Source organism: Mycobacterium sp. E1386 (assembly GCF_001672745.1).
GTDB lineage: Bacteria > Actinomycetota > Actinomycetes > Mycobacteriales > Mycobacteriaceae > Mycobacterium.
Map to the genome: position 1 here is coordinate 20,623 of NZ_LZKH01000027.1, position 23,906 is coordinate 44,528.

The 23,906-nt window shown below is 66.1% G+C and carries 24 protein-coding genes; 13 read left to right on the forward strand and 11 right to left on the reverse strand.

Annotated features, from left to right (window positions below; genetic code table 11):
• Nucleotides 1–8 precede the first annotated feature (8 nt).
• Together A5709_RS03045 and pncA are read right to left on the reverse strand one after the other, a co-directional pair.
• Complete coding sequence (locus A5709_RS03045; RefSeq protein ID WP_068117891.1) at nucleotides 9–809, reverse strand: ketosteroid isomerase family protein; 801 nt, start codon at nucleotides 807–809, stop codon at nucleotides 9–11.
• Nucleotides 809–1,369 carry a pyrazinamidase PncA gene (pncA, locus tag A5709_RS03050; RefSeq protein ID WP_156673397.1) on the reverse strand — a complete coding sequence of 187 codons (561 nt, stop codon included), beginning with the start codon at nucleotides 1,367–1,369 and terminating at the stop codon, nucleotides 809–811. The genes A5709_RS03045 and pncA overlap by 1 nt, the downstream gene beginning before the upstream one ends.
• A 95-nt stretch (nucleotides 1,370–1,464) precedes the next feature.
• Here pncA and A5709_RS03055 point away from each other — a divergent pair, with 95 nt between their 5' ends.
• Entirely contained in the window at nucleotides 1,465–2,496 is a 1,032-nt protein-coding gene (locus A5709_RS03055; RefSeq protein ID WP_067948870.1) for a DoxX family protein, read from the forward strand.
• A 4-nt stretch (nucleotides 2,497–2,500) separates the two neighbouring features.
• On the opposite strand, the gene A5709_RS03060 is transcribed toward A5709_RS03055, so the two are convergent.
• Genes A5709_RS03060 through A5709_RS03070 form a run of 3 tightly spaced genes read right to left on the reverse strand, consistent with a single transcriptional unit; the run spans nucleotide 2,501 to nucleotide 6,528 of the window.
• On the reverse strand, nucleotides 2,501–2,995 hold the full coding sequence (locus A5709_RS03060) for a gluconokinase (RefSeq protein WP_082973757.1): 495 nt from the start codon (nucleotides 2,993–2,995) through the stop codon (nucleotides 2,501–2,503).
• A complete protein-coding gene (locus A5709_RS03065) occupies nucleotides 2,992–5,004 on the reverse strand; it encodes a phosphotransferase (protein WP_068117898.1) in 2,013 nt (670 codons plus the stop codon). Before A5709_RS03065 ends, A5709_RS03060 begins: the two co-directional genes overlap by 4 nt.
• 18 nt (nucleotides 5,005–5,022) lie before the next feature.
• Entirely contained in the window at nucleotides 5,023–6,528 is a 1,506-nt protein-coding gene (locus A5709_RS03070; protein WP_067948864.1) for a carboxylesterase/lipase family protein, read from the reverse strand.
• A gap of 79 nt (nucleotides 6,529–6,607) precedes the next feature.
• On the opposite strand from A5709_RS03070, the gene A5709_RS03075 reads away from it, so the two are divergent.
• The gene (locus tag A5709_RS03075) at nucleotides 6,608–7,279 is read left to right on the forward strand and encodes a hypothetical protein (RefSeq protein WP_068117901.1); all 672 of its coding nucleotides are present in this window, start codon (nucleotides 6,608–6,610) and stop codon (nucleotides 7,277–7,279) included.
• On the opposite strand, the gene A5709_RS03080 is transcribed toward A5709_RS03075, so the two are convergent.
• Entirely contained in the window at nucleotides 7,266–8,213 is a 948-nt protein-coding gene (locus A5709_RS03080; RefSeq protein WP_067948860.1) for an SDR family NAD(P)-dependent oxidoreductase, read from the reverse strand. The two genes, A5709_RS03075 and A5709_RS03080, sit on opposite strands and share 14 nt — an antisense overlap.
• Before the next feature lie 8 nt (nucleotides 8,214–8,221).
• A complete protein-coding gene (locus A5709_RS03085) occupies nucleotides 8,222–9,454 on the reverse strand; it encodes a cytochrome P450 (RefSeq protein WP_068117904.1) in 1,233 nt (410 codons plus the stop codon).
• Between the two features lie 92 nt (nucleotides 9,455–9,546).
• On the opposite strand from A5709_RS03085, the gene A5709_RS03090 reads away from it, so the two are divergent.
• Nucleotides 9,547–10,176, forward strand: a complete 630-nt coding sequence (locus tag A5709_RS03090) for a TetR/AcrR family transcriptional regulator (RefSeq protein ID WP_068011976.1) — start codon at nucleotides 9,547–9,549, stop codon at nucleotides 10,174–10,176.
• Between the two features lie 3 nt (nucleotides 10,177–10,179).
• Here A5709_RS03090 and A5709_RS03095 read toward each other — a convergent pair whose 3' ends face one another.
• Together A5709_RS03095 and A5709_RS03100 are read right to left on the reverse strand one after the other, a co-directional pair.
• Nucleotides 10,180–11,262 (reverse strand): dihydrodipicolinate reductase, encoded by a 1,083-nt coding sequence (locus tag A5709_RS03095; protein ID WP_068117907.1) that lies wholly within the window; start codon nucleotides 11,260–11,262, stop codon nucleotides 10,180–10,182.
• A gap of 65 nt (nucleotides 11,263–11,327) precedes the next feature.
• Entirely contained in the window at nucleotides 11,328–12,116 is a 789-nt protein-coding gene (locus A5709_RS03100; protein WP_067942948.1) for an SDR family NAD(P)-dependent oxidoreductase, read from the reverse strand.
• A gap of 208 nt (nucleotides 12,117–12,324) precedes the next feature.
• Between A5709_RS03100 and A5709_RS03105 the strand changes: the two genes are divergently transcribed.
• The 7 genes from A5709_RS03105 to A5709_RS03130 all read left to right on the forward strand — a co-directional run bounded on the left by A5709_RS03105 (nucleotide 12,325) and on the right by A5709_RS03130 (nucleotide 17,943).
• Nucleotides 12,325–12,924, forward strand: a complete 600-nt coding sequence (locus A5709_RS03105) for a TetR/AcrR family transcriptional regulator (protein WP_067942988.1) — start codon at nucleotides 12,325–12,327, stop codon at nucleotides 12,922–12,924.
• Between the two features lie 322 nt (nucleotides 12,925–13,246).
• Complete coding sequence (locus A5709_RS03110) at nucleotides 13,247–14,002, forward strand: hypothetical protein (RefSeq protein WP_369806141.1); 756 nt, start codon at nucleotides 13,247–13,249, stop codon at nucleotides 14,000–14,002.
• 320 nt (nucleotides 14,003–14,322) lie between these two features.
• The gene (locus tag A5709_RS03115; protein WP_068117937.1) at nucleotides 14,323–15,846 is read left to right on the forward strand and encodes a nitric oxide reductase activation protein NorD; all 1,524 of its coding nucleotides are present in this window, start codon (nucleotides 14,323–14,325) and stop codon (nucleotides 15,844–15,846) included.
• Nucleotides 15,843–16,655 carry a CbbQ/NirQ/NorQ/GpvN family protein gene (locus A5709_RS03120; RefSeq protein WP_067942951.1) on the forward strand — a complete coding sequence of 271 codons (813 nt, stop codon included), beginning with the start codon at nucleotides 15,843–15,845 and terminating at the stop codon, nucleotides 16,653–16,655. Before A5709_RS03115 ends, A5709_RS03120 begins: the two co-directional genes overlap by 4 nt.
• Nucleotides 16,656–16,669: 14 nt before the next feature.
• Nucleotides 16,670–16,798: a hypothetical protein gene (locus A5709_RS29065; protein WP_046182590.1), complete on the forward strand. Its 129-nt coding sequence runs from the start codon at nucleotides 16,670–16,672 to the stop codon at nucleotides 16,796–16,798.
• Between the two features lie 89 nt (nucleotides 16,799–16,887).
• Nucleotides 16,888–17,493, forward strand: coding sequence for a hypothetical protein (locus A5709_RS03125; protein WP_231986866.1), 606 nt, complete (start codon nucleotides 16,888–16,890; stop codon nucleotides 17,491–17,493).
• Nucleotides 17,494–17,511: 18 nt separating this feature from the next.
• The gene (locus A5709_RS03130; RefSeq protein ID WP_067942957.1) at nucleotides 17,512–17,943 is read left to right on the forward strand and encodes a hypothetical protein; all 432 of its coding nucleotides are present in this window, start codon (nucleotides 17,512–17,514) and stop codon (nucleotides 17,941–17,943) included.
• Nucleotides 17,944–18,005: 62 nt separating this feature from the next.
• Here the strand turns inward: A5709_RS03130 and A5709_RS03135 are convergent, their stop codons facing one another.
• On the reverse strand, nucleotides 18,006–18,563 hold the full coding sequence (locus A5709_RS03135; RefSeq protein ID WP_231972131.1) for a TetR/AcrR family transcriptional regulator: 558 nt from the start codon (nucleotides 18,561–18,563) through the stop codon (nucleotides 18,006–18,008).
• 193 nt (nucleotides 18,564–18,756) lie between these two features.
• Between A5709_RS03135 and A5709_RS03140 the strand changes: the two genes are divergently transcribed.
• The 3 genes from A5709_RS03140 to A5709_RS03150 all read left to right on the forward strand — a co-directional run bounded on the left by A5709_RS03140 (nucleotide 18,757) and on the right by A5709_RS03150 (nucleotide 21,262).
• A complete protein-coding gene (locus A5709_RS03140; protein WP_068117912.1) occupies nucleotides 18,757–19,602 on the forward strand; it encodes an SDR family oxidoreductase in 846 nt (281 codons plus the stop codon).
• Between the two features lie 32 nt (nucleotides 19,603–19,634).
• The gene (locus tag A5709_RS03145; protein ID WP_068117914.1) at nucleotides 19,635–19,955 is read left to right on the forward strand and encodes a hypothetical protein; all 321 of its coding nucleotides are present in this window, start codon (nucleotides 19,635–19,637) and stop codon (nucleotides 19,953–19,955) included.
• A 74-nt stretch (nucleotides 19,956–20,029) separates the two neighbouring features.
• Complete coding sequence (locus A5709_RS03150) at nucleotides 20,030–21,262, forward strand: cytochrome P450 (RefSeq protein WP_082973758.1); 1,233 nt, start codon at nucleotides 20,030–20,032, stop codon at nucleotides 21,260–21,262.
• 38 nt (nucleotides 21,263–21,300) lie between these two features.
• Here A5709_RS03150 and A5709_RS03155 read toward each other — a convergent pair whose 3' ends face one another.
• Entirely contained in the window at nucleotides 21,301–23,892 is a 2,592-nt protein-coding gene (locus tag A5709_RS03155; RefSeq protein WP_068117921.1) for a sugar epimerase family protein, read from the reverse strand.
• Nucleotides 23,893–23,906 lie beyond the last annotated feature (14 nt).

Below are 23,906 nucleotides of genomic sequence, written 5' to 3' on the forward strand. Positions count from 1 at the left end.
GGTCGCGCTCAGCCGGGAAAATACCGGACCCGGTTGATGGCGTCGCCCCGCCAGGCCATGTCGGCGAACAGTATTCCCCGTCCACGACTGGAGTGGACCGACATCGTCACCGTTGGGCCCGCGCCGATCATCTTGGTGGCGCCGGCGCCGTCCAACTGCTCGACGAGTTCGGCGAGGTCGAGGGCGTCGTGGTCACCGAGAGTGATTGTGGCGACCGGTGATAACGCCCGCGCGGCCGCGACCCGATCTTGACGCGCGACAGCACCGAGGAATGCCTCGGCGAGCTTCTTGTGCCGCGCACCAACCCGCCGGAATCCCGTCACGAAGCCGGTCATGCCGCGTATCCGCTGATTGCTCAACAGACTGCGCGACAGTTGCAGGGCGGGTCCGACCGCACGTGATCCGGTTCGCAGGAATTGCAGCATCATCGCGGGAAGTTCCCAATAGGCCCGCAGTTCGCCAATGCGCCACTCGCCGTTGGTGTCTCGCAGGTCGTAGCGCAGGAACGCGGGAATGTACATCGTGATCGCCGAGCCCATCGCGACCTCGAGCTCGACGTCGCGCAGCACCACGGTGTCGACGACGACGTCGAGGTCGCGGTGGAACTTGATGTCGCGCGGACCGATGAAAGTGTCATAGAACCGGCCGATCTGCTCCTGCCCGACGTGCGGCCGCGACCCGACCGGGTCCTCCACGCGGCCGTCGTCGGTGAACAACGCCACCCACCCGGCGCGGTCGTGCGCGGCGGCCGCCTGCGGCGAGCGCTCGACGGCGGCCAGGAGATGCGCCCGATCCGGCGCCACCCCCATCACGGACCCCCGACCACTTCGACGCCCGCGGTCCGCATCGCCTGGAGCGCCTCGGCGGCCGAGTCCGGCGAGACGGCCGCGGTCAGGTTCACCAGCACCCTGGTGGACAGGCCCGCCCGCGCGGCATCCTCGGCTGTGCGCCGGACGCACTGGTCGGTGGCGATGCCGACCACATCGACCTCGTCGACCCCACGCTCCCGCAACCAGTCCAACAGCGGGGTCCCGTTCTGGTCGACGCCTTCGAAACCGCTGTACGCCGCGGCATCGGCGCCCTTGCGGAAGACTGCCTCGATCCGGCTGGTGTCGAGGTCGGGCCGCAGCTCCGCGCCGGCACTTCCGGCGATGCAGTGCGGTGGCCACGACGATGAATAGTCGGGTCGGTCGGAGAAATGGTCGCCCGGCTGGACGTGGAAATCCTGGGTTGCTACGACGTGTCCGTAGCCCGGCTCGCCGGCGAGATAGTCGTTGATGGCGGGCGCCACGGCGGCACCGCCGGTCACCGGCAGCGAGCCACCCTCGCAGAAATCGTTTTGCACGTCGACCACGATCAACGCCCTCACGCGTTTCACCCTATCGGTGTCGCCCACCATGGCGCTTCAGCTGGGCGTATGGGTGGGACGGTTTGTTCGCCAACCAGTCGGGTAATCCACCGGCCATGTTGATCCGGAGAATCGCGCGCCCGTTGCTTTCAGTGGCTTTCATCGGCCAAGGAGTCAATTCCCTGCTGAACCCCAAATCGGCGGCGGCGGCCGCCGCGCCCGCGGTGGATGGTTTGCAGGCGCTGCCGAATTCGGTGAGCGGCAACATTCCGAGTGACCCCGAGACGGTCGCCCAAATCACTGCGGCCGTTCAGATCGGCGGCGGTCTGCTGCTGGCCACCGGCAAACTGCCGCGCGTCGCCTCGGCTGCTCTCGCGTTCACGGTGCTACCGGCCAACCTCGGGGCGCACTCGTTCTGGAACGAGAGCGACCCGGAGGCCAAAGCTCAAAAACGCCAGCAGTTCCTCACCGACCTCAGCCTGGTTGGTGGTTTGCTGATCGCTTCCGCCGACACGGCGGGCAAGCCGTCACTCGGGTGGCGCGGCCGCCGGGCGGCCGAGCGGCTCTCCGAGCGAGTGTCGTCGGCGCTCCCCGGCTCCGACGACGCCCACTTCGATACCGACTTTTCGGAGTTGAGCGAGAAGATCGTGCACGGCCTGCAGATCGGCGCCGAACGCGGCCGTGAACTGGCCAGCACGGCGGCCGAACGAGGCGCGCCGTACGCGGAGGCCGCGCTGGAACGCGGTCGCGAATTCGCCAGCACGGCCGCCGAACGGAGCAAGCCGCTGGCCCAAAAGGCCCGCAAACGCGGCGAGGAGCTGGCGGACGAGGCGGCCGAGCGAGCCGCGCCGCTGGCGAAGAAGGCGCGCAAGCGCGGTGAAGAACTCGCCGACGAAGCCGCCGACTGGGCAGCGCCGCTGGCGAAGAAGGCCCGCAAGCGCAGCGAGAAATTGGCCAAGAAGGCGCGCAAGCGCGGTGAGGACCTGGCGAGCACGGCACTGGACCGCGGCGAGGACCTCGCCGACACCGCCCGCGCGCGCGGCATCTACCTCGCGGACACGGCCCGCGCTCGCGGTGGCTACCTGGCCGACACCGCGCGCGAACGACTCGGTGAGCAGGTCAAGACGGGTCGCCGCAAGCTTTCCTGAGGGCTCACGCGTCGCCGCGCAGATAGGTGTCGACGATCGCATCGACGCCCTGGCCGACATCAACCGTCGCGCCGGCCTCGCCGGGGCCGAGCGGCTCCAGCGCGTCGAATTGGGAGCGCAGCAGCGCGGCCGGCATGAAATGAGCCGTCCTGGCGGCCAGTCGGGCGCTGATGAGTGCCGGTGAACCGGCGAGATGCAGGAATTCGACCTGCGGGCAGTGTGCGCGCAACTGGTCGCGGTATTTGCGCTTGAGCGCCGAACAACTCACCACGCCTCCGTCGCGGTGGCCGGCCAACCACTGCCCGACCGTTTCCAGCCAGGGGTAGCGGTCGTCGTCGTCCAGCGGTTCACCGGACGCCATCTTGGCGATGTTGGCCGGCGGGTGCAGGGTGTCGGCATCGACGAAGGGGACCCGCAAGCGTCGCGCGAGCGCCATCCCCACGGTCGATTTCCCCGATCCCGAAACACCCATCACCACGACGGGAGTCCGTCCGCTCACTCGGACCGTTCGGCGAGGTTGCGGTTCCATTCCAGCCAGCCGACGCCGTTGCGTCCGTCGGCCGTCCGGACGGTCGCCCAGACCCTCGGGAACTGGCTGACCCGCCCCTCCGCGGCGGTCAGACGTACCGGCGCCTGGCCGCGCACCTCGACGTCCGCGGTGACCTCGCCGGGTTCGAGCGCCAAGGTGGCGCCCAGGGGTAACCCGTTGGCGCCGAAGGACTCTCGGGAATCCACCGTTTCCAGCTCGGTGACGGATCCCTGCGCGTCCTGGGAGTAGCCGATGCTGAAGGCCGGGGCGCCGGGAATGCGGATGTTGACGCCGTGCAGATGGGTCCCGTCGTCCAGATGCAGCGCGCTCCAAATCCAGTCCATGCTCCACCAGTCGCGCACCCCCCACGAGTGATCGCGCTGTCCGGGGACCGACTCGACGCGGTAGCCGGCGTCATCGATGGTGACCGTGCCCGAGACCCGGCACGGGATCTCGTAACGCGTCGTCAACCGGTACTTGTACGGGACCCCGTCGGTGGTCCACACCAAGCTCATCGTCATCTCGACGGGGGCGCCGGGCTCCCCGCGCAACAACGCCGACGGATCACGGTAAGCCTGAGCGCGCGCGTGCAGGTCGACGCGGTACGTCTGCAACGGTGTGGTCGCACAGTGGCCGAGCTCGAAGGAATCGCTGCGCACTTCCCACGGATCCGCCGGCAGCGGTACTTGCGCGTCGACGGCCACGGTGGGCATGTCGGGGCCGCACAGCAGCGCGTGCACCCACGCCTTCTGCTCGTTGGCGATCAGGCCGAGGCGGAACCAGCCGCCCAATCCCTGTGCCACATCGGCGAAGTCGGCGTACCAGCTCTCACTCCACAGCGGTTCGGCGGTCGGCGCGTGCGCGCCTTCGTCCTCCTCCGTGGGCCGCAGGGGTTCGGGCGTCTGCGCGGCGGGCAGCGTCGCCAGCGCGTCGGTGTCGAGCACGTGATCACCGTGCCGTTGCAGCATCGTCATGAACATCCGGTCGCCGCGCTCGGTGCGTTCCACCAGCATCGAGGAGACGATCGCCATCATCACACCGAAAAAGCTTTGCCTGCGAACACCTTCGGCGACGTCGGTGAGCGTGAGGGGCGCCGTAGGCCCCAGCGCCTCGTGGTAGGCCCGCAACAACGCGTCGTACTGCTCCCGGCGATCTGGGGTCGGCAGCGCGCAGCCGAGGAAGTACGACAGGTCGGTCATGGCCGGCCCCCAGGAAACCGTCTGCCAATCGACGACCGTCAGCGGGCGGTCGGCCCCGGCGGTGCCGAACAACAGGTTGTCCAGGCGGTAGTCGCCGTGCATCAGCCCACGGATCCGGTCCGGCGCCGACTCGGCGGCCAGGTAGCCGTCAAAGGACGCGACCAGGCGTTCGCACACCATGCGGTGTTCCGGCGCAATCTGGTCACCGTAGCGGTCGATGAACCCGGCATACAGCGGGGCGATCATCGCCTGGTTGAGCGGTGATTCGCGGTTCAGCCACGGGGCTTCGGCCAACGCGGCGTCGCCGAGCAGCGGCCCGTGCAGCCGCCCCAGCTCGACGACACAGAGGCGCGCCTGTTCGGCTGTCGCACCGGCGATTTCGTCCCCGACGACGGCCGGCCCGGCATCACCCAGCAACAGGTCGAACGCGCCCGTCGAGGTATCGACGGCGGCGTGGTAGCAGGGCGCTATGGGCCCGCCCAGGCGTGGCGCGATGTCGCCGTAGAAGCGCACCTCCCGCTCGTAGAGACCAAGGGCAAGCCCGGTTTGCCGGCTCACGGGGTCGGTGGCCGCCACCTTGAGCACCACCGACTCGGGCCTGCCGGGAGACGCCGCGGCCTCGGCGTAGCTGAGCCGGATGCGGTAGCACTCGCTCATCTGCCCGGTGCCGATGCGCTCGACGGAGAAATCGGCGATGGGTCCACGGCCGATCGCCGATTCCAGCCATGCGGCGGTGAGGTTGCCGGGTCGTTCGATGACTTCTGCGGTGTCGGCATGCATGAGGGTCAGCGTGCCAGGTCACTGCGCCAGGGAGAAGCCATCCCAGGCAATCCGGCGGTGCGGATGTGGATCGAACTCGACGCGGCTCTTGCGGTCGAAGACCATGACGGCGCGGTCGGCGGTCGTATAGGTGGGCCAGTCGTCGCCCGGGGCGCCGTGGCGGCTGAAGGATCGCCACCGACGCTGCACCTGATTACTGACCCGCAGCGCAGCGCGCCGATCGGCCGCGGCGGTCAACAGCGCGCCGAATCGGGTGCGATAGACGTCGAAGACGGCCAGCAACTCGGTGGCATGGGTGGCACCCAAGCCCGACCAGCGCAGCGTGCGGGGGGCGTAGTCGTACCGGTAGAGATAGGTGGGCGCGTGCGCGCTGTGGGCCTCCGCGATCTGCCAGGCCGCCGAACCGAACGCGAAGTCGCCGCCGAGCTGGATGCATGCCGACGGCGCGGGGTAATCCGGGTATGCGGACGTAATACGTTCGCGCGCAGCCGGTTCCGTGTCGGCCAGCAGTTCTTCGATCATCGTTTGATTGGTCGGCAGCATTTTGAGGAACCGGGTGAACAGGCGCCCTTCTTCGGCGTTGGTGCCCACGATGAGCGGCACCCGGTGCGCGTGCCCTCCGCGCATCGCCTCGACCGGATCGATGGGCACGACGTCGTCGCCGGCGACCGGGCCGATCGGAAAGGCGCCCAGCCTATCCTCCATGCCGTGGTCGATCAGCCGGTGCTGGGCGTCCACCAGTTGCGCCGCTGACGCCTGCATCAGCACTTCGGCGGCGTCCTGCGGGCGCGCGCCCAGCAGCGCGGCGAAGCGCGTCGCGAATTCCGCGGCGGTCTCTCGCGAGCGGACCATGCCGGCGGCCGGACTTTCCGAAATGGCCCGCGCGAACAGCCCTTCGGCGGCCGGCACCGCCAACAAGGTGGCGGTGATGTGCGCGCCCGCGCTCTCCCCGAAGATCGTGACGTTGTCGGGGTCGCCGCCGAACGCGGAGATGTTGTCTTTCACCCAGCGCAAAGCCATCACCAGGTCGCGCAGGAACAAGTTGCTGTCGATGGCGATGTCCGGCGTCGAAAGCGACGACAGGTCCAGGCATCCCAGCGCACCCAGTCGGTAGTTCACCGAGACGTATACGCAACCGCGGCGTGCCAGCGCCGCGCCGTCGTAGAGCGGCGTGGCCGAGCTGCCCAGGATGTAACCGCCGCCGTGAATGAAGACCATGACGGGCAACGGCTCTTCGGCGGCCGCCTCGGGGGCGACGACGTTGAGGGTGAGGCAGTCCTCCCCCATCGGCTGGTAGCGGCCGACCCCGAGCATTGTGTAGCGGCGCTGCTGCGGCGCGCAGTTGGCGAAGCCGTGGCAGTGTCGCACCCCCGACCAGGGTTGCGCCGGCCGGGGCGCCCGCAATCGCAGCGGCCCGACCGGCGGCCGGGCGTACGGGATGGATCGCCAGCGGTGGACGCCGTCGCGGGTGAAACCTTCCACGGTGCCGATGGTCGTGCGTGCGCGGACGGTGCGCTGATGCATAACCCGACGTTAGCCGACATGGCGGGCGTAACGCGCGCGCAGCGCCTTATTAAGACCGCACGGCGGTTAGCCTGACTGGATGCGGATCGCCGCGCTGTTGGCAGCGTCGTTACTGGTCGCCGGGTGCTCTCATACCGTCGGCGGCCAGTCCCAGCAAACTCATGCCTCCACGACCGCTGCCACCACACCATCGGGAGGCAAACCACCGGCCCCGAACGCCGCGCCCGCTCCCGGCGCCCCGATCTCCGACGTCATCGCCTGGATCGAGGCGGGCCGCCCCGCGGATCCGGGTCGCTATCACGACGCGATTCGCGACGGTGCGACCACGCCACTCGGCGACGACATCGCCTTCACCGCGGCGGTCGGCAAAGTTCCGTGCATGACCGACTCCAAGCACACCGGCGGCGCAATGGTCTGCCTGGTCAGCCTGACCAACCCACCACCCGCTCCCCCGACGTCGTACGGCAACTGGCAGGGCGGATGGGTGACCTTCGACGGGACGAGCCTGCAGGTGGGCGCGTCGCGCGCCGATCCCGGTCCGTTCATCAACGGCAACGGTTCCGAGCTGGCGAACGGTGACTCGCTGTCATTCGGTGACTATCGTTGCCGCGCCGATCAAACCGGGCTGTATTGCGTGAACTACGCCCGTCAGTCGGCCGCCCGATTGAGCCCCGCCGGCATCGAGGCGTACGGCTGCCTGAAGCCGGCGCCGGCACCAGACGGCGTCGGCGCGGCGTTCAGCTGTTCATGATGGTTGCAAAGAGCTCGGTCATCTCGTCGGCGGGCCCACGGGGAACCGTGTAGCCGGCTTCGTCGCGGATCTCATCGAGATGGTCGCGCACATCCTCGATCGACAGCCCGGGATCATAGAAACCTTTAGTCCGGCCGATGAAGAAGCGGGCGACATGTCCGGCGCCGACCGTGTAGATCTCGCCGGAGACCGGGCATTCCCGGTGCGTCAGGAAGGCCGCCACCGGCGCGACCTGCGCCGGGTCCAGCCGCTGAAGGTATTGGGCCACAAGGTCATCCAATACCGCCCGCGCCGCCGGGTCATCCTGCGGGCCGGCGCCGTCCAGCGAGTGCGTCAGCATCCGGGTGTAGGCGATCGGCGCAATGGCGTTGACCTTGATGCCGTGCGCGGCACCCTCGGCGGCCAGCACCCGGGTGAGGCCGACCAGCCCGGCTTTCGCCGCGCCGTAGTTGCTCATGCGCTCGGCGCCAAGGATTCCGGCGGCCGAGCAGGTGTTGAGGATGCGGCCGTAGCGCCGCTCCCGCATGGCCCGCCACGCAGGCCGGGTTACGTAAAAGGCACCGTTCAGGTGCACATCGACCAGGGGCGCGAGGCGATCGGCGGTCATGTCCTCGAACGGCGCGTCGCCGACGATGCCCGCGTTGTTGATCAGGATGTCCACGCGGCTCCAGGCGCGCAGGGCCGTGTCGATGATCGCCTCCGCACCTTCGTGACTCGTAACGCTGTGGTCGTCGGCGACGGCCTCGCCGCCCTGCCGGCGGATCTCGTCGACGACCACGTTCGCCACTGCGGCGTCGGAGCCGTTCCCGGTCACCGAGCCGCCGACGTCGTTGACCACGATGCGCGCGCCACGAGAGGCCAGCAGCAGCGCGTACTGTCTGCCCAATCCGCCGCCGGCACCGGTGATTACGGCTACCTGATCGTCGAATCGCATGGCGGCCCTCACCAGGTGACCGGAAGCTCTTTCATGCCGTAGATGTGAGCCTCTTTGAATCTCAGTTTCTCCGGCGGCACCGCCAGCTTCAGCCCGGGCAGTCGGCGCGCCAGCGTGGCGAACGCGACCTGCATCTCGACGCGCGCCAGGTTCGCTCCGATGCATTGATGCACGCCGTACCCGAAGCCCAAGTGTCCGCGGGTGTTTCGGTCGGCGTCGAAGGATTCGGGATTGTCGACGAATTCGGCGTCCCAGTTCCCCGCGAGCAGGCTCATCATGACGAACTCCCCCTCGCGAATCAGCTCACCGCCGATCATCAGATCTTCAGTCGCCACGCGATCGACCTGGCTGTGCACGATGGTGAGGTAGCGCATCAGTTCTTCGACGATATTCGCGATGACGGCAGGGTCGCCGGTTTGTCCGAGTCGCTCGAATACGTCCGGATGTTCCAGCAGCGCAACCGTTCCCAAGGAGATCATATTGGCGGTGGTTTCGTGGCCCGCCTGCATCATGATCACAGCGTTCATGGCCGTAGTGGCACGGTCGAGTTGGCCCGTCGCCACGTATTCGGTGACCAGGCGGCTGATCAGGTCGTCGCCGGGTTCGCGCTCTTTGCGTTCCACCAGCTCCTCGATATAGGCGTACATGGCCCCGAACGCCTGGCCCTTGTCCGCGTCGGAGGACTTCTGGTCGAGGCCGGTCGTGGTGTTGTGCTGGAAGAGTTCGAGGTCTTCGGGTGGCACTCCCAGCAACAGTGCGATCACCATTGACGGCACCGGCAAGGCGAATTCGTGCACCAGATCGGCCGGCGCACCGTTGGCGATCATCTGGCCGAGATAGTGGTCGACCATTTCCTGGATGTGCGGTCGCATCGATTCGCACCGCCGGAAAGTGAAGTTGCTGGTCATCATTCGCCGGATCCGATGGTGCTCGGGATCGTCGGTCCGAGCGAACATCACCGGGACGTTGTTGTCGGCGTCCGTCGGCATGATGGAGTCCGGGATGGTCTTCGCGGACAAGCGCGGATCGACCAGCGCCGCCCTGATATCCCGGTAGCGGCTGACCACCCAGACCGGATTGCCCTGGAACATCGCGCGTCGCAGCCCGGGTTGTTCGCGCCAGTCCGCGAACTCGGGTGGCGGCGCGAGCGGGCAGTGTCCAGGCCGGGGCACCGGTAGCACCGGGAGTTCGGCGTCAGGGCAGGCGCCTGCGGATCCGGAGGATCTGGAAGCTGTTGACATAACCCGCGTTTCCCGTTAAGTGTCAGTTGTCTGCCAGTTGTAGAGCGTAAAGCTCCGCTTGTTGGCAGTCAACTGTCAGTTAGGCTGTCACCATGACCGCGATTGAAGACCGGCCGTTGCGGGCGGACGCGGCACGCAACGTCGAGCGCATCCTGCGCGCGGCGCGCGAGGTCTATGGCGAATTGGGGCCCGATGCCCCGGTGGAAGCGGTCGCGCGCCGGGCGGGAGTGGGTGAGCGAACCCTGTACCGCAGGTTCCCGGCGAAGGCCGACCTGGTCCGGGCCGCCCTGGATCAAAGCATCGCCGAGGACCTCACCCCGGTGATCGACGCCGCCCGCCACGCGAAGGATCCACTGCGTGGTCTCACTCAGCTGATCGACGCGGCTATTTCATTGGGGGCCCGCGAACACAACCTGCTGACTGCCGCGCGCCGGGCCGGGGCGCTCACTTCAGACATCTCGGTTTCGCTTAACGAGGCGCTCGGCGAGCTTGCCCGAGAAGGTCAGCGGGTCGGCACCATCCGCGCCGACCTGGTCGCCGACGACCTACCCCGCCTGATCGCGATGCTCTTCAGCGTGCTGTCAACGATGGATGCGGGCAGTGACGGCTGGCGACGCTATGTCGCACTAGTCGTCGATGCGATTGCGGTCAACCAACGACAGCACTTGCCGCCGGCCGCTGCGCTGCGTTACGAGATTGGGCCGAGCAGCTGGCCGCTGTAAGCCCTATCGCTCGTTCCACATCAGGCCACGCATCGTCGCGGACAGCGGGATGTCCTCCACACCGATGAGCCCCTGCGGCGCGCGGCACACCCAGTCGATCGCATTCACGGCCCGGCCCGCCGTCGAGATACAGCCGGCATCAGTGGAATCCAAGAGAGGGTGCGAAACGTGGGTGTTGATCTCCACCCGCGGTTCGCCCTCCACGACCACACGGTGGACGCCGGTATGCCCGTCGGGCGGAAACTCCCAGTCGGGCGCTGCGGCCGAGGTAAGTCTGGTCACGTGTTCGAGGGTGATCACCGGCTTGCCGTCACGCACCCCCTCGGTGGCGAAGCGCACCGCGGCCATCTGTCCTGGCTCGACCGTCATCATTGTGCAGTCGATTCGTTCTGGCGTGTACCAAGGTTCGACGCGCTGACGCACGTCGTCGAGTTTGATGTCCAGGTTGTCGGCCAGGCTGCGGACCTGACCGCCCCACATCGACACGATCACCCCGGGCAGAAACATCATCGGCGAATCGTCGTCCGCCGTTGTTCCGAAACCCATTGCTGCTCCGGTGAACTCGGCGTCATCGTAGTTCCCATAGTCGAAGATCTCCTGCACGGTGATCGAATCGACCCGGGTGGTCAGGCTGGCCGCTGAGTGCACCAGCGTATCGCCGGAGAAGCCGGGGTCGATGCCGTTCACGTACAGCGAGGTGTTACCGGCAGCACAGGCACGCACCAAGGGCTCCCGCAGCCAGTCGTCGGCATGGCGGGGTGTGACCAGCCAGACCATCGACGTGCCGACCACGTTGGTGCCCGCAGCAAGGAACTTGGCCATCTGTTCGATGGCTTCCATCGGTCGGGTTTCGCCTTGGGATGTGTAAACCACGCAGTCGGCGCCGAGGGCCACCAGCGCGTCGATGTCGTCGGTGGCGATGATGCCGGTCGGTTGGTCCAGTCCGCACAGCCGCGCCGCGTCCTGGCCGATCTTTTCGGCGCCGGCGGCGTGCACACCGACCAGTTCGAGATCTGGTCTGCCGATGATGGCCCGCAACGAATGGCGGCCCACATTGCCGGTGGAGAATTGAATGACTCTGCGCACGGTTACCTTCGCCCTTCCAGCGGCCGGTGATGCACCATGATGACGCGTTTGATCGCCGCGCAGGGTCAGTAGTCGGGTATTGGCAGCGGCGAATTGTTGGAGTCGATGCCGCCGTCGACGTGAAAGGTCGCGTTGGTCGCGTAACAGTCCCTGGTGCACAGATACACTGCGAGCCGGCCGAGATCCTCGACGTCGCCCAGCCGATGCAGCGGCGTGGCTTCTTGCATCTTCTCCAGCGACCCGGGCATCAGATCCAGGCTGCCCTTCAGGCCATCGGTGGCGAATGATCCCAGGGCGATGGCGTTGACGCGAATCTTCGGGGCGAGTTCCTGTGCCATGGCACGTGTGAGCGCTTCGAGTCCGCCCTTCGCGACGCAATAGGCGGTCAGTGCCCGGATACCGAACCGCGCCGAGCCCGACGAGATGTTGATGATGGAACCGTGCCCGGCGGTGAGCATGTGCGGGGCCGCCAGCTGACTCATGATGAAGGCCGATGTCACACACCAGTCGAAGGTGTGCCGGAAGTCTTCGTCGGTGATGTCCAGAAACCGGGCGTACGTCGACCCGCCGACGTTGTTGACCAGGATATCGATGCGGCCGAAGCGCTCCATGGCCGTATTCACGACCCGTTCTCCGTCGGGACGGCTCATCGCATCGGCGACGAGCGCCAGCCCCTTGCCGCCCGCCGCTTCGATACCCTCAATTGTGCCAACGATATCCGCCTCGGTACGCGCGGTTCCCACAACCGTGGCGCCCGCCTCCGCCAACACCCGGGCGATGCCCGCCCCGACGCCCTTCCCGGCGCCCGTGACGATCGCAACCTGTCCATCCAGCCGGAACTGCTCCAGCGCCATGCCGGTCCCCTTCGATCGCGCGTGGTGTGCGCCGTTCAATTTAGGAATCCTGCTGACTAAAGTCAATCAATTTGCGGAGCCAGAATCTGTAGCGACCAGCGCCATCGAACAATGCGCAAGTTATACAAGCATTTTTGACGGGAACACGGCATAATGACGCAGTTACCCTCGAACGTCTTGCATGAGTCAGGTCAACCGTGAGGAACAAATGGCTGTGACGGACCGGCTGTCGACACGCGAGGCGAAGCGCCTGCAGACGAGGGAGCGATTGATGGGCGCCGCGATCGCCGAATTTGCCCGCGCCGGTATGGCCGAGGCCGACGTCAGTGCCATCGTGGCCGCGGCGGGAGTGGCCCACGGCACCTTCTTCTTCCACTTCCCCACCAAGGAGCACGTGCTGCTGGAGCTGGAACGCCGCGAAGAGGACCGGATAGCCAAGCAGTTCGCCCAATTCTTGAAGTCCAAGCACGACCTTGTTTCCGCATTGAACGAGGCGGTCCGCTTGGTGGTCGGTTTGGAGCGCCGGCTAGGCGACCGGCTCTTCAATGACTTTCTCGCACTGCACTTCTCCCAAACCCGTCCACAGACCGAGGATGGCACGGATCACCCATTGATCGTCTTGGTCGCCCAGGAGATCGCGCGGGCGCAAGAACGCGGTGAGACCGATCCGGACGTCAATCCCATGAACAGTGCGGTGTTCTTCCTACTCGGCCTTTACGCCCTGTTGATCACCACTAACCATTGGCCCACCGGCCACACCTTGCTCGAAGACTACGTCGCCAGGATGTTGCGAAGCTTGCAGCCCTAACGGAGCGTGCCGAGCAACGGCAACACTTCTCCGGACGGCACTGAGCACACCGCCGACCTCGAAAGAGCGGTTGTGCGTGAAATGACGGGGCGTGCGAACGATGCCTCAACGCATCTCAGCCTGACTGCTGTCAGCACCAACCTCTAAAAGCCCAGGCGTGGGGAGCGGTGCCGTTCGCTGACGCTCCGGTTATATCCCTACCCAGTTCATGAGAATTGGCCATCGGCATCGGATCGACGGCAGCACGCTGGGCGGCGCCAACACGCATTTTGCTGACTGAAGTCAGCCTGTTATAGTGCACACGCCGATCCAATCAGCGTTGATGACGGGAGGGTTCGTGAATCTGCCGAAGCTTCATCAGCGTGATACCGCCGTCGCCACAGCCGCCCGCTCAACCGGCCCGGCCTACGGTCTGACAATCGACGAGCACATGGAACGGTCGCAACTCGCACAGCGTCAGGCCGACAAATGGCTTATCTCCGGCAGTCTCCTGATCGGTACCGCGGCCCTGGGCGTCTTCGGGTTACCGTTGTTCCTCTGGGGAGTCCGGTTGCTGCGCCGGGCCCTACGCGATGGCCTCTCCGTTCGGCCGATGTTGGTCACGTTGCTCGGCTATCTCGTTATCATCGACGCCGCCATCAACACCGTCGGGTGGGCGCTTGACCTGGTGGCAAATCACACTCTGCTGGCCCGCGTGCTGCTCAACGGTTGGGGCAACATGTTCGATGCCGGTTATTTCTGGCATTACAACGAGCTGTGGGTCGGCGGCGCGGCGGGCCCGGGTGAAAAAGCCTGGGAAGTCGGACTCATCCTGACGGTGTTCACGATGCGCATCGCCGCTGCCATCGGCTTCCTACAGATGAAGCGCTGGGGCCATCAGTGGATGGTCGTCACCTGCTGGATGGGCGTGGTGATCTGGATCGGCTACGTCTTCAACATGACCATGTTCGCCGACGTGCGCTTCGCCGGCGTCGTGTTGCCGGTCGTCGGCTGGTGGCTCTACGACATCTTCTACATCACTCCATTCCTCGCCATCCCCTACCTGCACACCGTCAATCGCGAACTCTTCTCCGACTGAGATGCCGCACGTCTTGCTCGACGACCGGATTTGCCTGGCGAATCCAGGCGAATCCGGCGATCGCCGCGTAATTTCGGTGCGTCAGAAATTATGTTGCCGAACTATCGGGCGGCACAGACGGCAGATCCGATCCACGCATCACGTTGCTGAATCCCCGTCGTCAAGGAGGTCAAATCGTGGCTTATCTATGGGAGATCCTTCGGTATGTCGCCGCATGGGGCGGCACCGGACTGATCATCTGGTTCTGGTATTGGCTGTTCTCCAACATCGGCACGTTCTGAGCGGTGAACCGGGCGGCGGAAGCGCGGGGAATGCGGTCAATGGCTGAAGATTCTCCCGCAATCGCGCTGGAGCGGAGTTGCTCCGTGACGGCGGTCGCGCTCAGTGATCAACGTCGCGAGGGCGTCCGGCTTATCACCGGTGAACGGCGTGGCTTCGGCCTGAATGCAGCGCTCACGTTCGTGCATGTCCCCTACCCCGCGACCTCCGATTGGACACGCAGAACCCTGACATGCGGTGTGGCCCTGCAATGTTCGCCATCGAAGGAACGCGTCATCGAATATCGGCTGAACGAGTTGTCCGCTCGGGAGCTGCGTGCGCTCACCCTTGTCGAGGCCGGTGTCGCGCTCGGCTGGATAGCGTCGCGGTGGCCGGGCCTGCTATCCGAGCTGCACCGGGTACTTCCCGAAGTCCCTTCCGAGCCCGGCGATACGAGCGCGGAGCAGATGCTCAACCATGCAATTGCGCTGGCCGCCACGGAGCGGGCTTTGCCGATTCATCCGCTGCTAGGCGAGCTACCGTTGGCCTACACGATGCCGCAGGGCTTGACCGACAGATTGCGCCGCAGCTTCGGCCGGATGCCATGGACCACAACGCAAAAGCGCCGTCCGCGGCCGTACTCGGTTCCCGTCGGCGGCGACGGCGGCGTCCGCAATCCCAATTTGCCGCCACCGAGCCGGCCGCAGGACAACGATCTCGACGTCACGCCAGAACACCGGCCCGGGATCCCCTATCCCGAATGGAACATGTGGACAAAGCGTTTCATGCGCGACCACGTCGCCGTGATCGAGCATGCCGACGGCGGGCGCATCCGCCGTCCGGTGCCGGTTGCCGTCGACGTCCGCAAGTGGTTCGAAGAACACACCCACCGTGCGATGACGAACGGCCTCGAAGACGGCTCCGACCTCGACGTCGACCAGTATGTCAACCACTACATCGACATGACCACCGGCGAAGCCAAGGAGCCGAAGCTTTTCCGCGAGCTGCTGCCGAGCAGCCGCGACGTCACCACGGCTTTGCTGCTCGACGGCAGTTCGTCGTTGGGGGTACACGGCGGGCGAATCTTCCAACTGGAATTAGCTTGTGCCGATGCGCTTTCGCGGGCCATGACGCTGGCCCGCGAGCGTCATGGTGTCTTCGTGTTCACCGGCAATACCCGCCACCGAGTCGAAGTGCAGTGTCTGAAGGACTTCGAAGACCGCCAGCTGGTGGCTCCCAGCGGGCTGGGCCTGTCCACCCGTGGATACACGCGACTCGGCGCGCCACTGCGCCACTTGACGAGCCGACTCCTGGCGCAGCCCTCCGAGCGGCGCCTGCTGATCGTCATCGGCGACGGCCTCATCTCCGACGAAGGCTATGAAGGCCGCTACGCCTGGGCGGATGCCGCGCACGCCGTCGAGGAGGCCAACGATGCGGGGGTATCGATGTATTACGTCGGGGTGGGCCCGACCCGTGTCGATCCCCTTCCCGAGGTGTTCGGGCCCCGACGGTCGCAACGGATCCGACGGGTAGAGGAGCTCCCAAGGGTGTTGGCTCACGTCCACCGTGAACTGGTCGCCGCATGAACGCCGCCGCCACCGAACTTTATTTCGCAAACGGCAACGAAGTCCAGCTGTTCGAGCAGGCCTTTCGCCAGCACATGCCCGTGATGCTCACCGGCCCTACCGGATGTGGCAAGACCCGTTTCGTAGAACACATGGGCCAGCTGTTGCAACGACCGGTCGTCACCATCAGTTGCCACGACGACCTCACCAGCTCCGATCTCGTCGGCCGCTTCATGGTGACGGGCGGCGACGTGGTCTGGACCGATGGCCCGCTGACCCGCGCCGTCAAAGCCGGCGCGATCTGCTACCTCGACGAAGTCGTCGAAGCTCGCCACGACTCGCTGGCCATCCTGCATTCGCTCACCGATCACCGCCGGTCGCTCTATCTCGATCGAGCCGGCGAAGTCGTAACCGCGCCGGACACCTTCATGCTGGTGTGTTCCTACAACCCGGCGTACCGCAGCTCGCTCAAGGAGCTCAAACCATCCTTCCGCCAACGGTTCGTCACTCTCACGATGAGGTATCTGCCACCCGAGCGGGAGAGCGAAGTGATTGCCGCCGAAGCCGCGATTCCCATCGCGACGGCGCGGCGGTTGGTCGAATGCGCGGTTGCCATCCGCACCGCCGACGAAGCCTTCCACTTCGAGCCGCCGTCGACCAGGGTCTTGGTCACGGCCGCGCACCTGATCGCTGCCGGCGCAACCGAATTCGATGCCGCCGACGCGTGCATCCTCGCGCCACTGAGCACCGACGGCGCGGTCACCGACGGTCTACGCGAAGTCGCGGCAGCCAGCCTGGCCGCCACCGACGCCCCAAACGCAACCCCCTAAGAAAGGAGTCCGGCATGGACCAACAGGAACAAAAGCGCAAGAGGGCGCTCATCGTCTTCCAGATTTTCATTTACGGCTACCTGCTGGTGATGTTCGGCATCCAGCTGTACATGTCGTTCGCCCGCGGGTGGTGGGATCTGTGAATCCCGTTGCCGCACGGCCGGCGAGGGCGGTCGGCTTCGAGGATCACCACGACGAATCGCGCCAAGCGCAGCGTCGCGCCGACAAGTGGATGATCGTCGGCGCCGCCCTAATGGGCATGTGGGCGCCGGGCCTCATCGGGTTTCCGATCTTCATGCGTGGGGTGTGGCTGCAGCGCCAAGCGCTGCGCGCCGGCCTCTCGGTCCGGCCCATGATCGTGACGCTGATCGGCTATCTGGTCCTGATCGACGGAATGCTCAACAGTCTGGGCTGGGCCCTGGACTTGGTCGCCAACCACACGCTGATCAACCGGGTGCTGATGGTGGGCTGGGGCAACATGTTTGATGCGGGCTACTTCTGGCATTACAACGAGCTCTGGATCGGCGGTGCGGCGGGGCCGGGCGAAAAAGCCTACGTGGCAGGACTGATCCTCACGGTGTTCTCCATGCGGGTGGCCGCGGCGATCGGATTCCTGCAGATGAAGCGGTGGGGGCATCAGTGGATGGTCGTCACCTGCTGGATGGGCGTGGTGATCTGGTCGGCCTACGTGTTCAACATGACCATGTTCGCCGACGTGCGCTACGCCGGTGTCGTCTTCCCGGTCATCGGCTGGTGGCTCTACGACATCTTCTACATCACCCCCTTCCTCGCCATTCCCTATCTCCACACCGTCAACCGAGAAATCTTCACCGACTAGGTCGCAAGGAGCGATGCCATGACCGCACCGACCCCCACCGAAGAGCAAGAACCCACCGCTGGTCTCGAGCCGGGGACCACTCCGTACTACGCGCGAATGCACAAATGGATCAAACGGGCGGTGCTGGTATGTCTGGTCGCCTTGGTCATCGAAGGCGCGTTCACGCTGCCGTTCATGGCGGTCTATTACGGCTATCCCACGCTGAGCCTCACCCAAATCTGCAGCGAGCTGCTCAAGATTCGCTACTCCAACGACACCCTGGAGTGCAAGTACCCGTACCCGCCCTTCGGACCGCCCGAGGGCGCTGAGGGCAAGGCCACCGCGCAGGACGTGTGGGGCATCCAACCGATACCGAAGTACCACAGGCTCGGGTTCCGCGAACTCGTCAAGATCCACAACGATAGGCTCGCTCGTCAAGCCGCCCAACAGCATTCGGCAGCACACCCGTGACCTATCGCGTTGTCTAGTGCCTGTCGGCCTTGGAGCGCAGCGCTGGTCGCTTTCTGCTCGGCTCACTTCGGCGTCGAGATGCCGCACATCAGCGTGTCTATCAGCGCGTAGTAGCGTTCGGTCGTTTCCTCCGCCGAGGTCGTCACACTGAGCATGCGGTAGAGCGGGGCTCCGATCAATGCATCGGTGGCAGCTTCGACGTCGGCATCCCCCCGAATCTGGCCCTTCGAGATTCCGACGCGTAACCGGTCTGCAACTGCCTGGTGGAAACGGCCGGTGAGTTGCTGGTAGAGGGTGTCGCGGTCGCTCAGGTCTTCGGCAGCGGCGGCGGCGAGAGCGCGGATGAGGGCGACATTGGCAGCGGCCGAACCGATTTCGGCGTACGCGCGCATCCAGCTTCTCAAGTCCTCGACCGTGTCTCCCGTGTCGGGAAGCGTGAAGTCGGTTTGGTCGTAGGCCTGCATGACCGCCTCGGCGACCAGGGGACCTTTCGACGGCCACCGTCGGTACACCGTTTGGGTAGCCACGCCGGCGATCGCGGCGACCTTGTCCATCGAGACTCCGCTATAGCCGGCTTCCACGAGGAGCGACCGGGTGGCTTCCAGGATCGCCTCGTGCACTGCCGCGCTCCGCGGTCGTCCCCGGCGGGATTGGCTCACATACAGAACCTAGAGCAATGGCTCGACGTCGCGTCTAGGCAACGGCGCCGAAGTGTGTCACGATTAACGAGAAAATATTTCTCGTAATTGGCCCTGTGGACCGGCGCGCGACGCGCGAACGCGGAGCACGGCGTCTGGTGGTGAAGGTGGATACATGCGTGAGCTGTGCGTCATCACCGGAGGCGCGGGTGGAATGGGAATGGCCACGGCCAAGATCGTCGGGCAAGACCGGCTGGTCCTCGTCAGCGACGTCAGCCCGAGCCGGCTGGAGGTGGCGTCAGCCGAATTACAGCGCCTCGGCATCGACTGCGTGGCGGTCGAGTGCGACGTAACCAACCGCGCCTCGGTCGCAGAGCTGATCGCCACCTCGACGTCGTTGGGCTCGGTGACCTCGGTGATCCACACGGCGGGTGTCAGTCCCAGCATGGGCGACGCCGAGCGCATCCTGCGCATCAACGCGTTGGGCACGGTCCATGTCAACGAGGCGTTCCTCCCGCTGGCGCGTGAGGGGTTCGCGATCGTCAATGTCGCGTCCATGGCCGCGCACGTGTTCCCCCGGTTGTTCATCCCCAAGCGACGGTTCAAGGACGCGCTGCGCAACGAGGACCGCTTCATGGCGAAGGTGACCTCGGCCTGCAACATCGTGCCGACCGGAGTACGCCCCGGTTTGGCGTACTCCATCAGCAAGAACTTCGTGACGTGGTACTGCGCATCTCAAGCGGCCCGATTCGGCAGCCGCGGTGCCCGCATCGTCTCGGTGTCTCCAGGCAGCATCGACACCGAGATGGGCAGGTTGGAGGAGCAAGCCGGATCGGGCGCGATGGTGAAACTGGCCGCGTTGAAGCGCTTTGGAAAGCCCGAGGAAGTCGCCGAAGTGCTGGCTTTTTGCGCTTCGACCAAAGCCGGCTACCTCACCGGTGTGGACATCGCCTGCGACGGCGGCGTTCTGGCGGCGTTCACGCTCAAAAACATGCTGCCGCTGGCAGCACGCAACGCCTAGCCCCGCGTTCCCCGAAGGAGGACGACATCGCGATGACGGACAACGACACTCGCGGCGAACCCGCACGTCGAGCGCTCGGTCTACTGACCAGCTCAATCGGCGTGGCGCACTTCCTCGTTCCGCGGATCTTCGATCCCTTCAATCGCCTCGGTTTCCCCAACCACGCACGCACTTTCACCTACGTCAACGGCGCGATCGAAACGGCGCTTGGAGTCGTCCTGCTGCGCACCCACACGCGTCGACCAACGGCCGTCCTGTCCGCTTGCTACATCGCCCACCTGACGATCAGCATCCTTTACACCCAACTCCGCACGCGACGCGGCGACGGTCGCGCAGTTCAGAGGTCAGGGTAGGAACAACGGTGTCGCTCAGCCAGACCGCCCAGAAGGCGACCGAAACCCTAAGGCCAGTCGCCGACGTCGTGCGGATGAATGTCGCCGCCGCCGTCCGGACCCGCCGACGCGGCTACAACGGTTGGACCGGCGCGATCAACACCGATTACGACCCGCAGGACCCTGCCACCGCCGCGGACCCGTACGACGCGTACCGCGCCCTGCACCGAAGCGGCCGCGTGCACTACAACCCCAGGCGGGCCACCTTCGTCCTCAACTGCCTTGACGACGTGCGGGCGGCGTTGCGCGACACCGACAAGGTCACCAGCACCCAAGGGGTCACGCGCCTGCGGATGTCCGGCTCATTGGCGGTGCTCACCGACGGCGAGGAACACACCCGACTGCGTAAGCAAGTCCAGCCCGGATTCAGCACAGGCGCCATGAAGTCCTGGCAGGAGATGACCGAGAAGCTGGCCACCGAACTGGTCACCGACGTGCTGAACGACCCCGGATGCGATGTCGTGCAGCGCTTGGCCATACCGATGCCGATACGCTTGATCGCCCAGATCCTGGGCGTACCCGAGACCGACGTCGCCGACTTTCGTCGTTGGTCCGAACGCGCCGTGGGAGTCATGGAGCTCAAGCCCACGCTCTCCGGTGTCGTCGACGCGGCCAAGTCGATGTCAGCCATGGTGGCTTTACAGCGTTACTTCACAAGCCAATTCGCCGCCGGTGGACTCAAAGGGTCCAACACCGTGCTCGGCCGGCTCATCGAGCACAACACCGACGGCAGCCTCACCGATAATCAGCTTCTGCTCATCGCCATCCACCTGCTGATCGCAGGCAACGAGACCACCACCAACCTGCTGGGTGGCATGTTCGACACCCTGGCCCGCCGGCCCGAGCAGTACGACCTGATTCGCGCCAAACCCGACCTCATCCCCCTCGCCGTCGAAGAGCAGCTCCGCTTCACCACACCCATCCAGAACCTTTACCGCTACACCCGGGCCGACTACCGAATCGGCGACGTCACCATCCCCACCGGATCGCGTGTGCTGCTGTCCTTCGGCGCGGCCAATCGTGACCCGGCCGCGTTCGACGATCCCGATGAGTACCGCGCCGACCGCAATCCGCGGATGCACGTCGCCTTCGGGTACGGCCCGCACATGTGCCTCGGGGCACCGCTGGCCCGCATGGAAGCCCAAGCAATCCTGCGGCAACTCGTCACCCGCGTCGCCCGAATCACTCCCGCGGGTCCGACGCGGTGGTCGAGCCACAGCTCGCTACGCGGACCCACCCGCTTGCCGATCCGCCTCACCCCCGCCTGACGTAGACCATTGCTGGTGCGCCAGCAAGACCCAGCCTTCTAGGTGGTCACTTCGAGCACTTGTATTTCACCGGTCGTGCCGTCGACCTCGACAAGCGCGCCCGGCGGCAAAGTCTTGGTGGCGCCCGCAACGTCCACCACACACGGGAATCCGAACTCGCGGGCCACCACCGCCGCGTGCGACATTGGACCACCCAACTCGGTCACCACGGCCGCGGCATAACAGAATGCGGCGGTGTAGCCGACGTCGGTCACCTCGGCGACGAGGATCTCGCCGGGCTGTAGGTCGTCGATCGTTTCGGGCCGCACGATCCGAACACGGCCGCGCACCCTGCCGCCGCAGACACCAACCCCGTGCAGGGTCTCCCCGCTGGTGAGCGCCGCCGACGTTGTCGTAATCGGTTGCCAGCTACCGCTGAACACCGTCGGCGGAACCACGGCGGCCAGTCGGCGCTGTTCGGCACGGCGCCGGGCCACCAGCGCACCGACATCGGCCGGCAGCGCATCGAGCTCGTCGACGAGCAGATAGAAGACATCGTCGGCGGTATCGAAGGTTCCCGCCTCGACCAACCTGCGCCCGTACTCGCGCATGAGAGTGCGCAAAACCCAGTTGGCCCGCACAACTTTGTCGCGGCGGACCTCGCGGTCACGGAGCTGGCGCGCTGCCAGCTGCGCAATCGGTTTGGCGTGCAGGGGAATCCGGGGCGGCCGCGGCTGGGGCGGTGCAGCGACACTCATCGCTCTGGTCACCATTCGGACGAGCAGCTCGGGATCATCGGCATAGCTGATCGACAGCATCTCGAGTTCGGCCGGACCACGATGACCGATCAGCGCCAGCTCCGCCAATACGGCGGCGTGAAACTCCGGCGCCTCGACGGCCAACTTGCCGAGCCGCTCCCCCGGTTCGGCCAGCAGCGCCGTCACTTTCGGGTCGCGTTGCGCGGCAACCACCAACCGCTGCATTGCCTCGACCGAACGCGCACTGACTAATTCCGGTCCCGCTGGCGCGGCGGTGTCCCGCCCACACAGGCCGCGCAGCAGGACATTGAAAGCGGCGCACAGCATGAACGACGCCGAGGCCAGCACCCAGCCGTGCACCACATCATCGCGCGCCAACGAGATCAGGCTCAGCAGTCGACGGTCATCCAACCGGGCGACGTCGTCGGCCAACCGCTCCAGGCGATCGACATCGGCGACGAACTCGTAAGTGTCCCTGGACGAGCCGGCGGACAGGCCGACGAGGTTGACCCCGAACACCCCGATGTTGCGCAGGGTCCGCAACTGCTTTCGAACGCGGCCGGTCTCGTTGCGTGGACGTTCCGCACCGAAGATCGGCAGCGACGCCATGCTGGGTCCGAAGAACCCGCTGTTGCTCACGATCATCGCGGGCTTGGCAAACGGGACGGTCTCGGCCATGAAATGCGCGGAGGTGATGGCCCCGTAAAGCCGGTGGGCGAACACGGCGACGGTCCGCGTGGCGATTTCACGCTGGACGATGCCGCCGGGCCGCAGCCGCTCGGCGATGGCCACCCCGCCCGCGCGCAGCCCGCGCACGGTCGCCGACGCCGACGCCGGCGAGAACGGGCCGGGTAGCGCCTCGGACAGATTGGTGGCCAGAAAAGTCGGAAAGCGCGGGTCGATCGGGGTATCGAATTCCCCGTTATCGCCCGCTGGGCCAGCCCAATTGGGTTTCACCCCGTCATCGGTCGGCGTGTCAACGGAAGGAAGGTCAACGATGTTGGCCATCCGCCAGGGCAGCGACACCACCCGGCTGCCCAGCGTGACCCGGCCGCGCACCGCGACCGCCAAATCCTCGACACATTCACCGGAGTTCCACGCCGGGCGGAATCCCCACTGCTCGCGCAGCCGCGCGGTGTCCATGAACGCGGCGCTGTGCACCAGCTGCAGCTCGGCCAGTTCAGCTCCCAACCGCAGGACCGGGCGTCCAAGCACCGCGGCGAGGCGCCGGAAGGTCAGCTCGCCCGGGGCCGCGAGATTGACGGGACCACTTCCGATTTCGGTATCCACGATCGCCCGGTTGAACAGCCTAAGGGCATCCTCGAGGTGGACCACCTGCATGAGCCGGTCGGCCGACCCGTCGGGGAATACCGGCAATGCCAGCAGCCGGCGTACCCAGTTATCGACGTTTCGGCCGACGATCAGCGCCGAGCGGACCGCGACCCATTCCAGCCCCGACCCCTCGACCATCTGCTCGGCCCGCGCCTTGTATCGGCCTTCGGCGCTGTCCGGCCTTCTCGCATCGTGCTCGGTCCTCGGTGCATCTCCGCCGCCGTAAACATGCGGCGACGACGCGAAAACGATCCTCCTGGACCCGGTTTCGGCCATCGCCTGCAGAACGTTACCGGTTCCCCCGACGTTGACCTGGTGGGCGATCCGGGCGTCGGGACCCGGGCTGTTCGCCCACGCGCAGTGCGCAACGACGTCTGCGCCGGCGACCGCGCGGTTGACCGCATCGGCGTCCCGGATGTCGCCCGCGATGAATTCGGCCGCACTGGGCCAGCTTTCGGGCCGATGGCGGGCGATGCCGATGACGTCGTGGCCCTGGCTGAGTAAGCGGGAGGTCAAGCCGCGGCCCAGCGCACCGCTGGCCCCGGTGACGGCGATTCTCACTGACTGGCCCTGCG

Bases quoted from the DNA above. Each gene is read 5' to 3' on its own strand.
- A5709_RS03110 (WP_369806141.1), top strand. From the start codon at position 13,247: ATGACGGGAGGGTTCGTGAATCTGCCGAAGCTTCATCAGCGTGATACC.
- A5709_RS03105 (WP_067942988.1), top strand. From the start codon at position 12,325: ATGGCTGTGACGGACCGGCTGTCGACACGCGAGGCGAAGCGCCTGCAG.
- A5709_RS03140 (WP_068117912.1), top strand. From the start codon at position 18,757: ATGCGTGAGCTGTGCGTCATCACCGGAGGCGCGGGTGGAATGGGAATG.
- A5709_RS03090 (WP_068011976.1), top strand. From the start codon at position 9,547: ATGACCGCGATTGAAGACCGGCCGTTGCGGGCGGACGCGGCACGCAAC.
- A5709_RS03145 (WP_068117914.1), top strand. From the start codon at position 19,635: ATGACGGACAACGACACTCGCGGCGAACCCGCACGTCGAGCGCTCGGT.
- A5709_RS03075 (WP_068117901.1), top strand. From the start codon at position 6,608: ATGCGGATCGCCGCGCTGTTGGCAGCGTCGTTACTGGTCGCCGGGTGC.
- A5709_RS03120 (WP_067942951.1), top strand. From the start codon at position 15,843: ATGAACGCCGCCGCCACCGAACTTTATTTCGCAAACGGCAACGAAGTC.
- A5709_RS03100 (WP_067942948.1), bottom strand. From the start codon at position 12,116: ATGGCGCTGGAGCAGTTCCGGCTGGATGGACAGGTTGCGATCGTCACG.
- A5709_RS03115 (WP_068117937.1), top strand. From the start codon at position 14,323: ATGGCTGAAGATTCTCCCGCAATCGCGCTGGAGCGGAGTTGCTCCGTG.
- A5709_RS03070 (WP_067948864.1), bottom strand. From the start codon at position 6,528: ATGCATCAGCGCACCGTCCGCGCACGCACGACCATCGGCACCGTGGAA.
- A5709_RS29065 (WP_046182590.1), top strand. From the start codon at position 16,670: ATGGACCAACAGGAACAAAAGCGCAAGAGGGCGCTCATCGTCTTCCAG.
- A5709_RS03055 (WP_067948870.1), top strand. From the start codon at position 1,465: ATGTTGATCCGGAGAATCGCGCGCCCGTTGCTTTCAGTGGCTTTCATC.
- A5709_RS03125 (WP_231986866.1), top strand. From the start codon at position 16,888: ATGATCGTCGGCGCCGCCCTAATGGGCATGTGGGCGCCGGGCCTCATC.
- A5709_RS03085 (WP_068117904.1), bottom strand. From the start codon at position 9,454: ATGTCAACAGCTTCCAGATCCTCCGGATCCGCAGGCGCCTGCCCTGAC.
- A5709_RS03045 (WP_068117891.1), bottom strand. From the start codon at position 809: ATGGGGGTGGCGCCGGATCGGGCGCATCTCCTGGCCGCCGTCGAGCGC.
- A5709_RS03080 (WP_067948860.1), bottom strand. From the start codon at position 8,213: ATGCGATTCGACGATCAGGTAGCCGTAATCACCGGTGCCGGCGGCGGA.
- A5709_RS03130 (WP_067942957.1), top strand. From the start codon at position 17,512: ATGACCGCACCGACCCCCACCGAAGAGCAAGAACCCACCGCTGGTCTC.
- A5709_RS03065 (WP_068117898.1), bottom strand. From the start codon at position 5,004: ATGCATGCCGACACCGCAGAAGTCATCGAACGACCCGGCAACCTCACC.
- A5709_RS03150 (WP_082973758.1), top strand. From the start codon at position 20,030: ATGAATGTCGCCGCCGCCGTCCGGACCCGCCGACGCGGCTACAACGGT.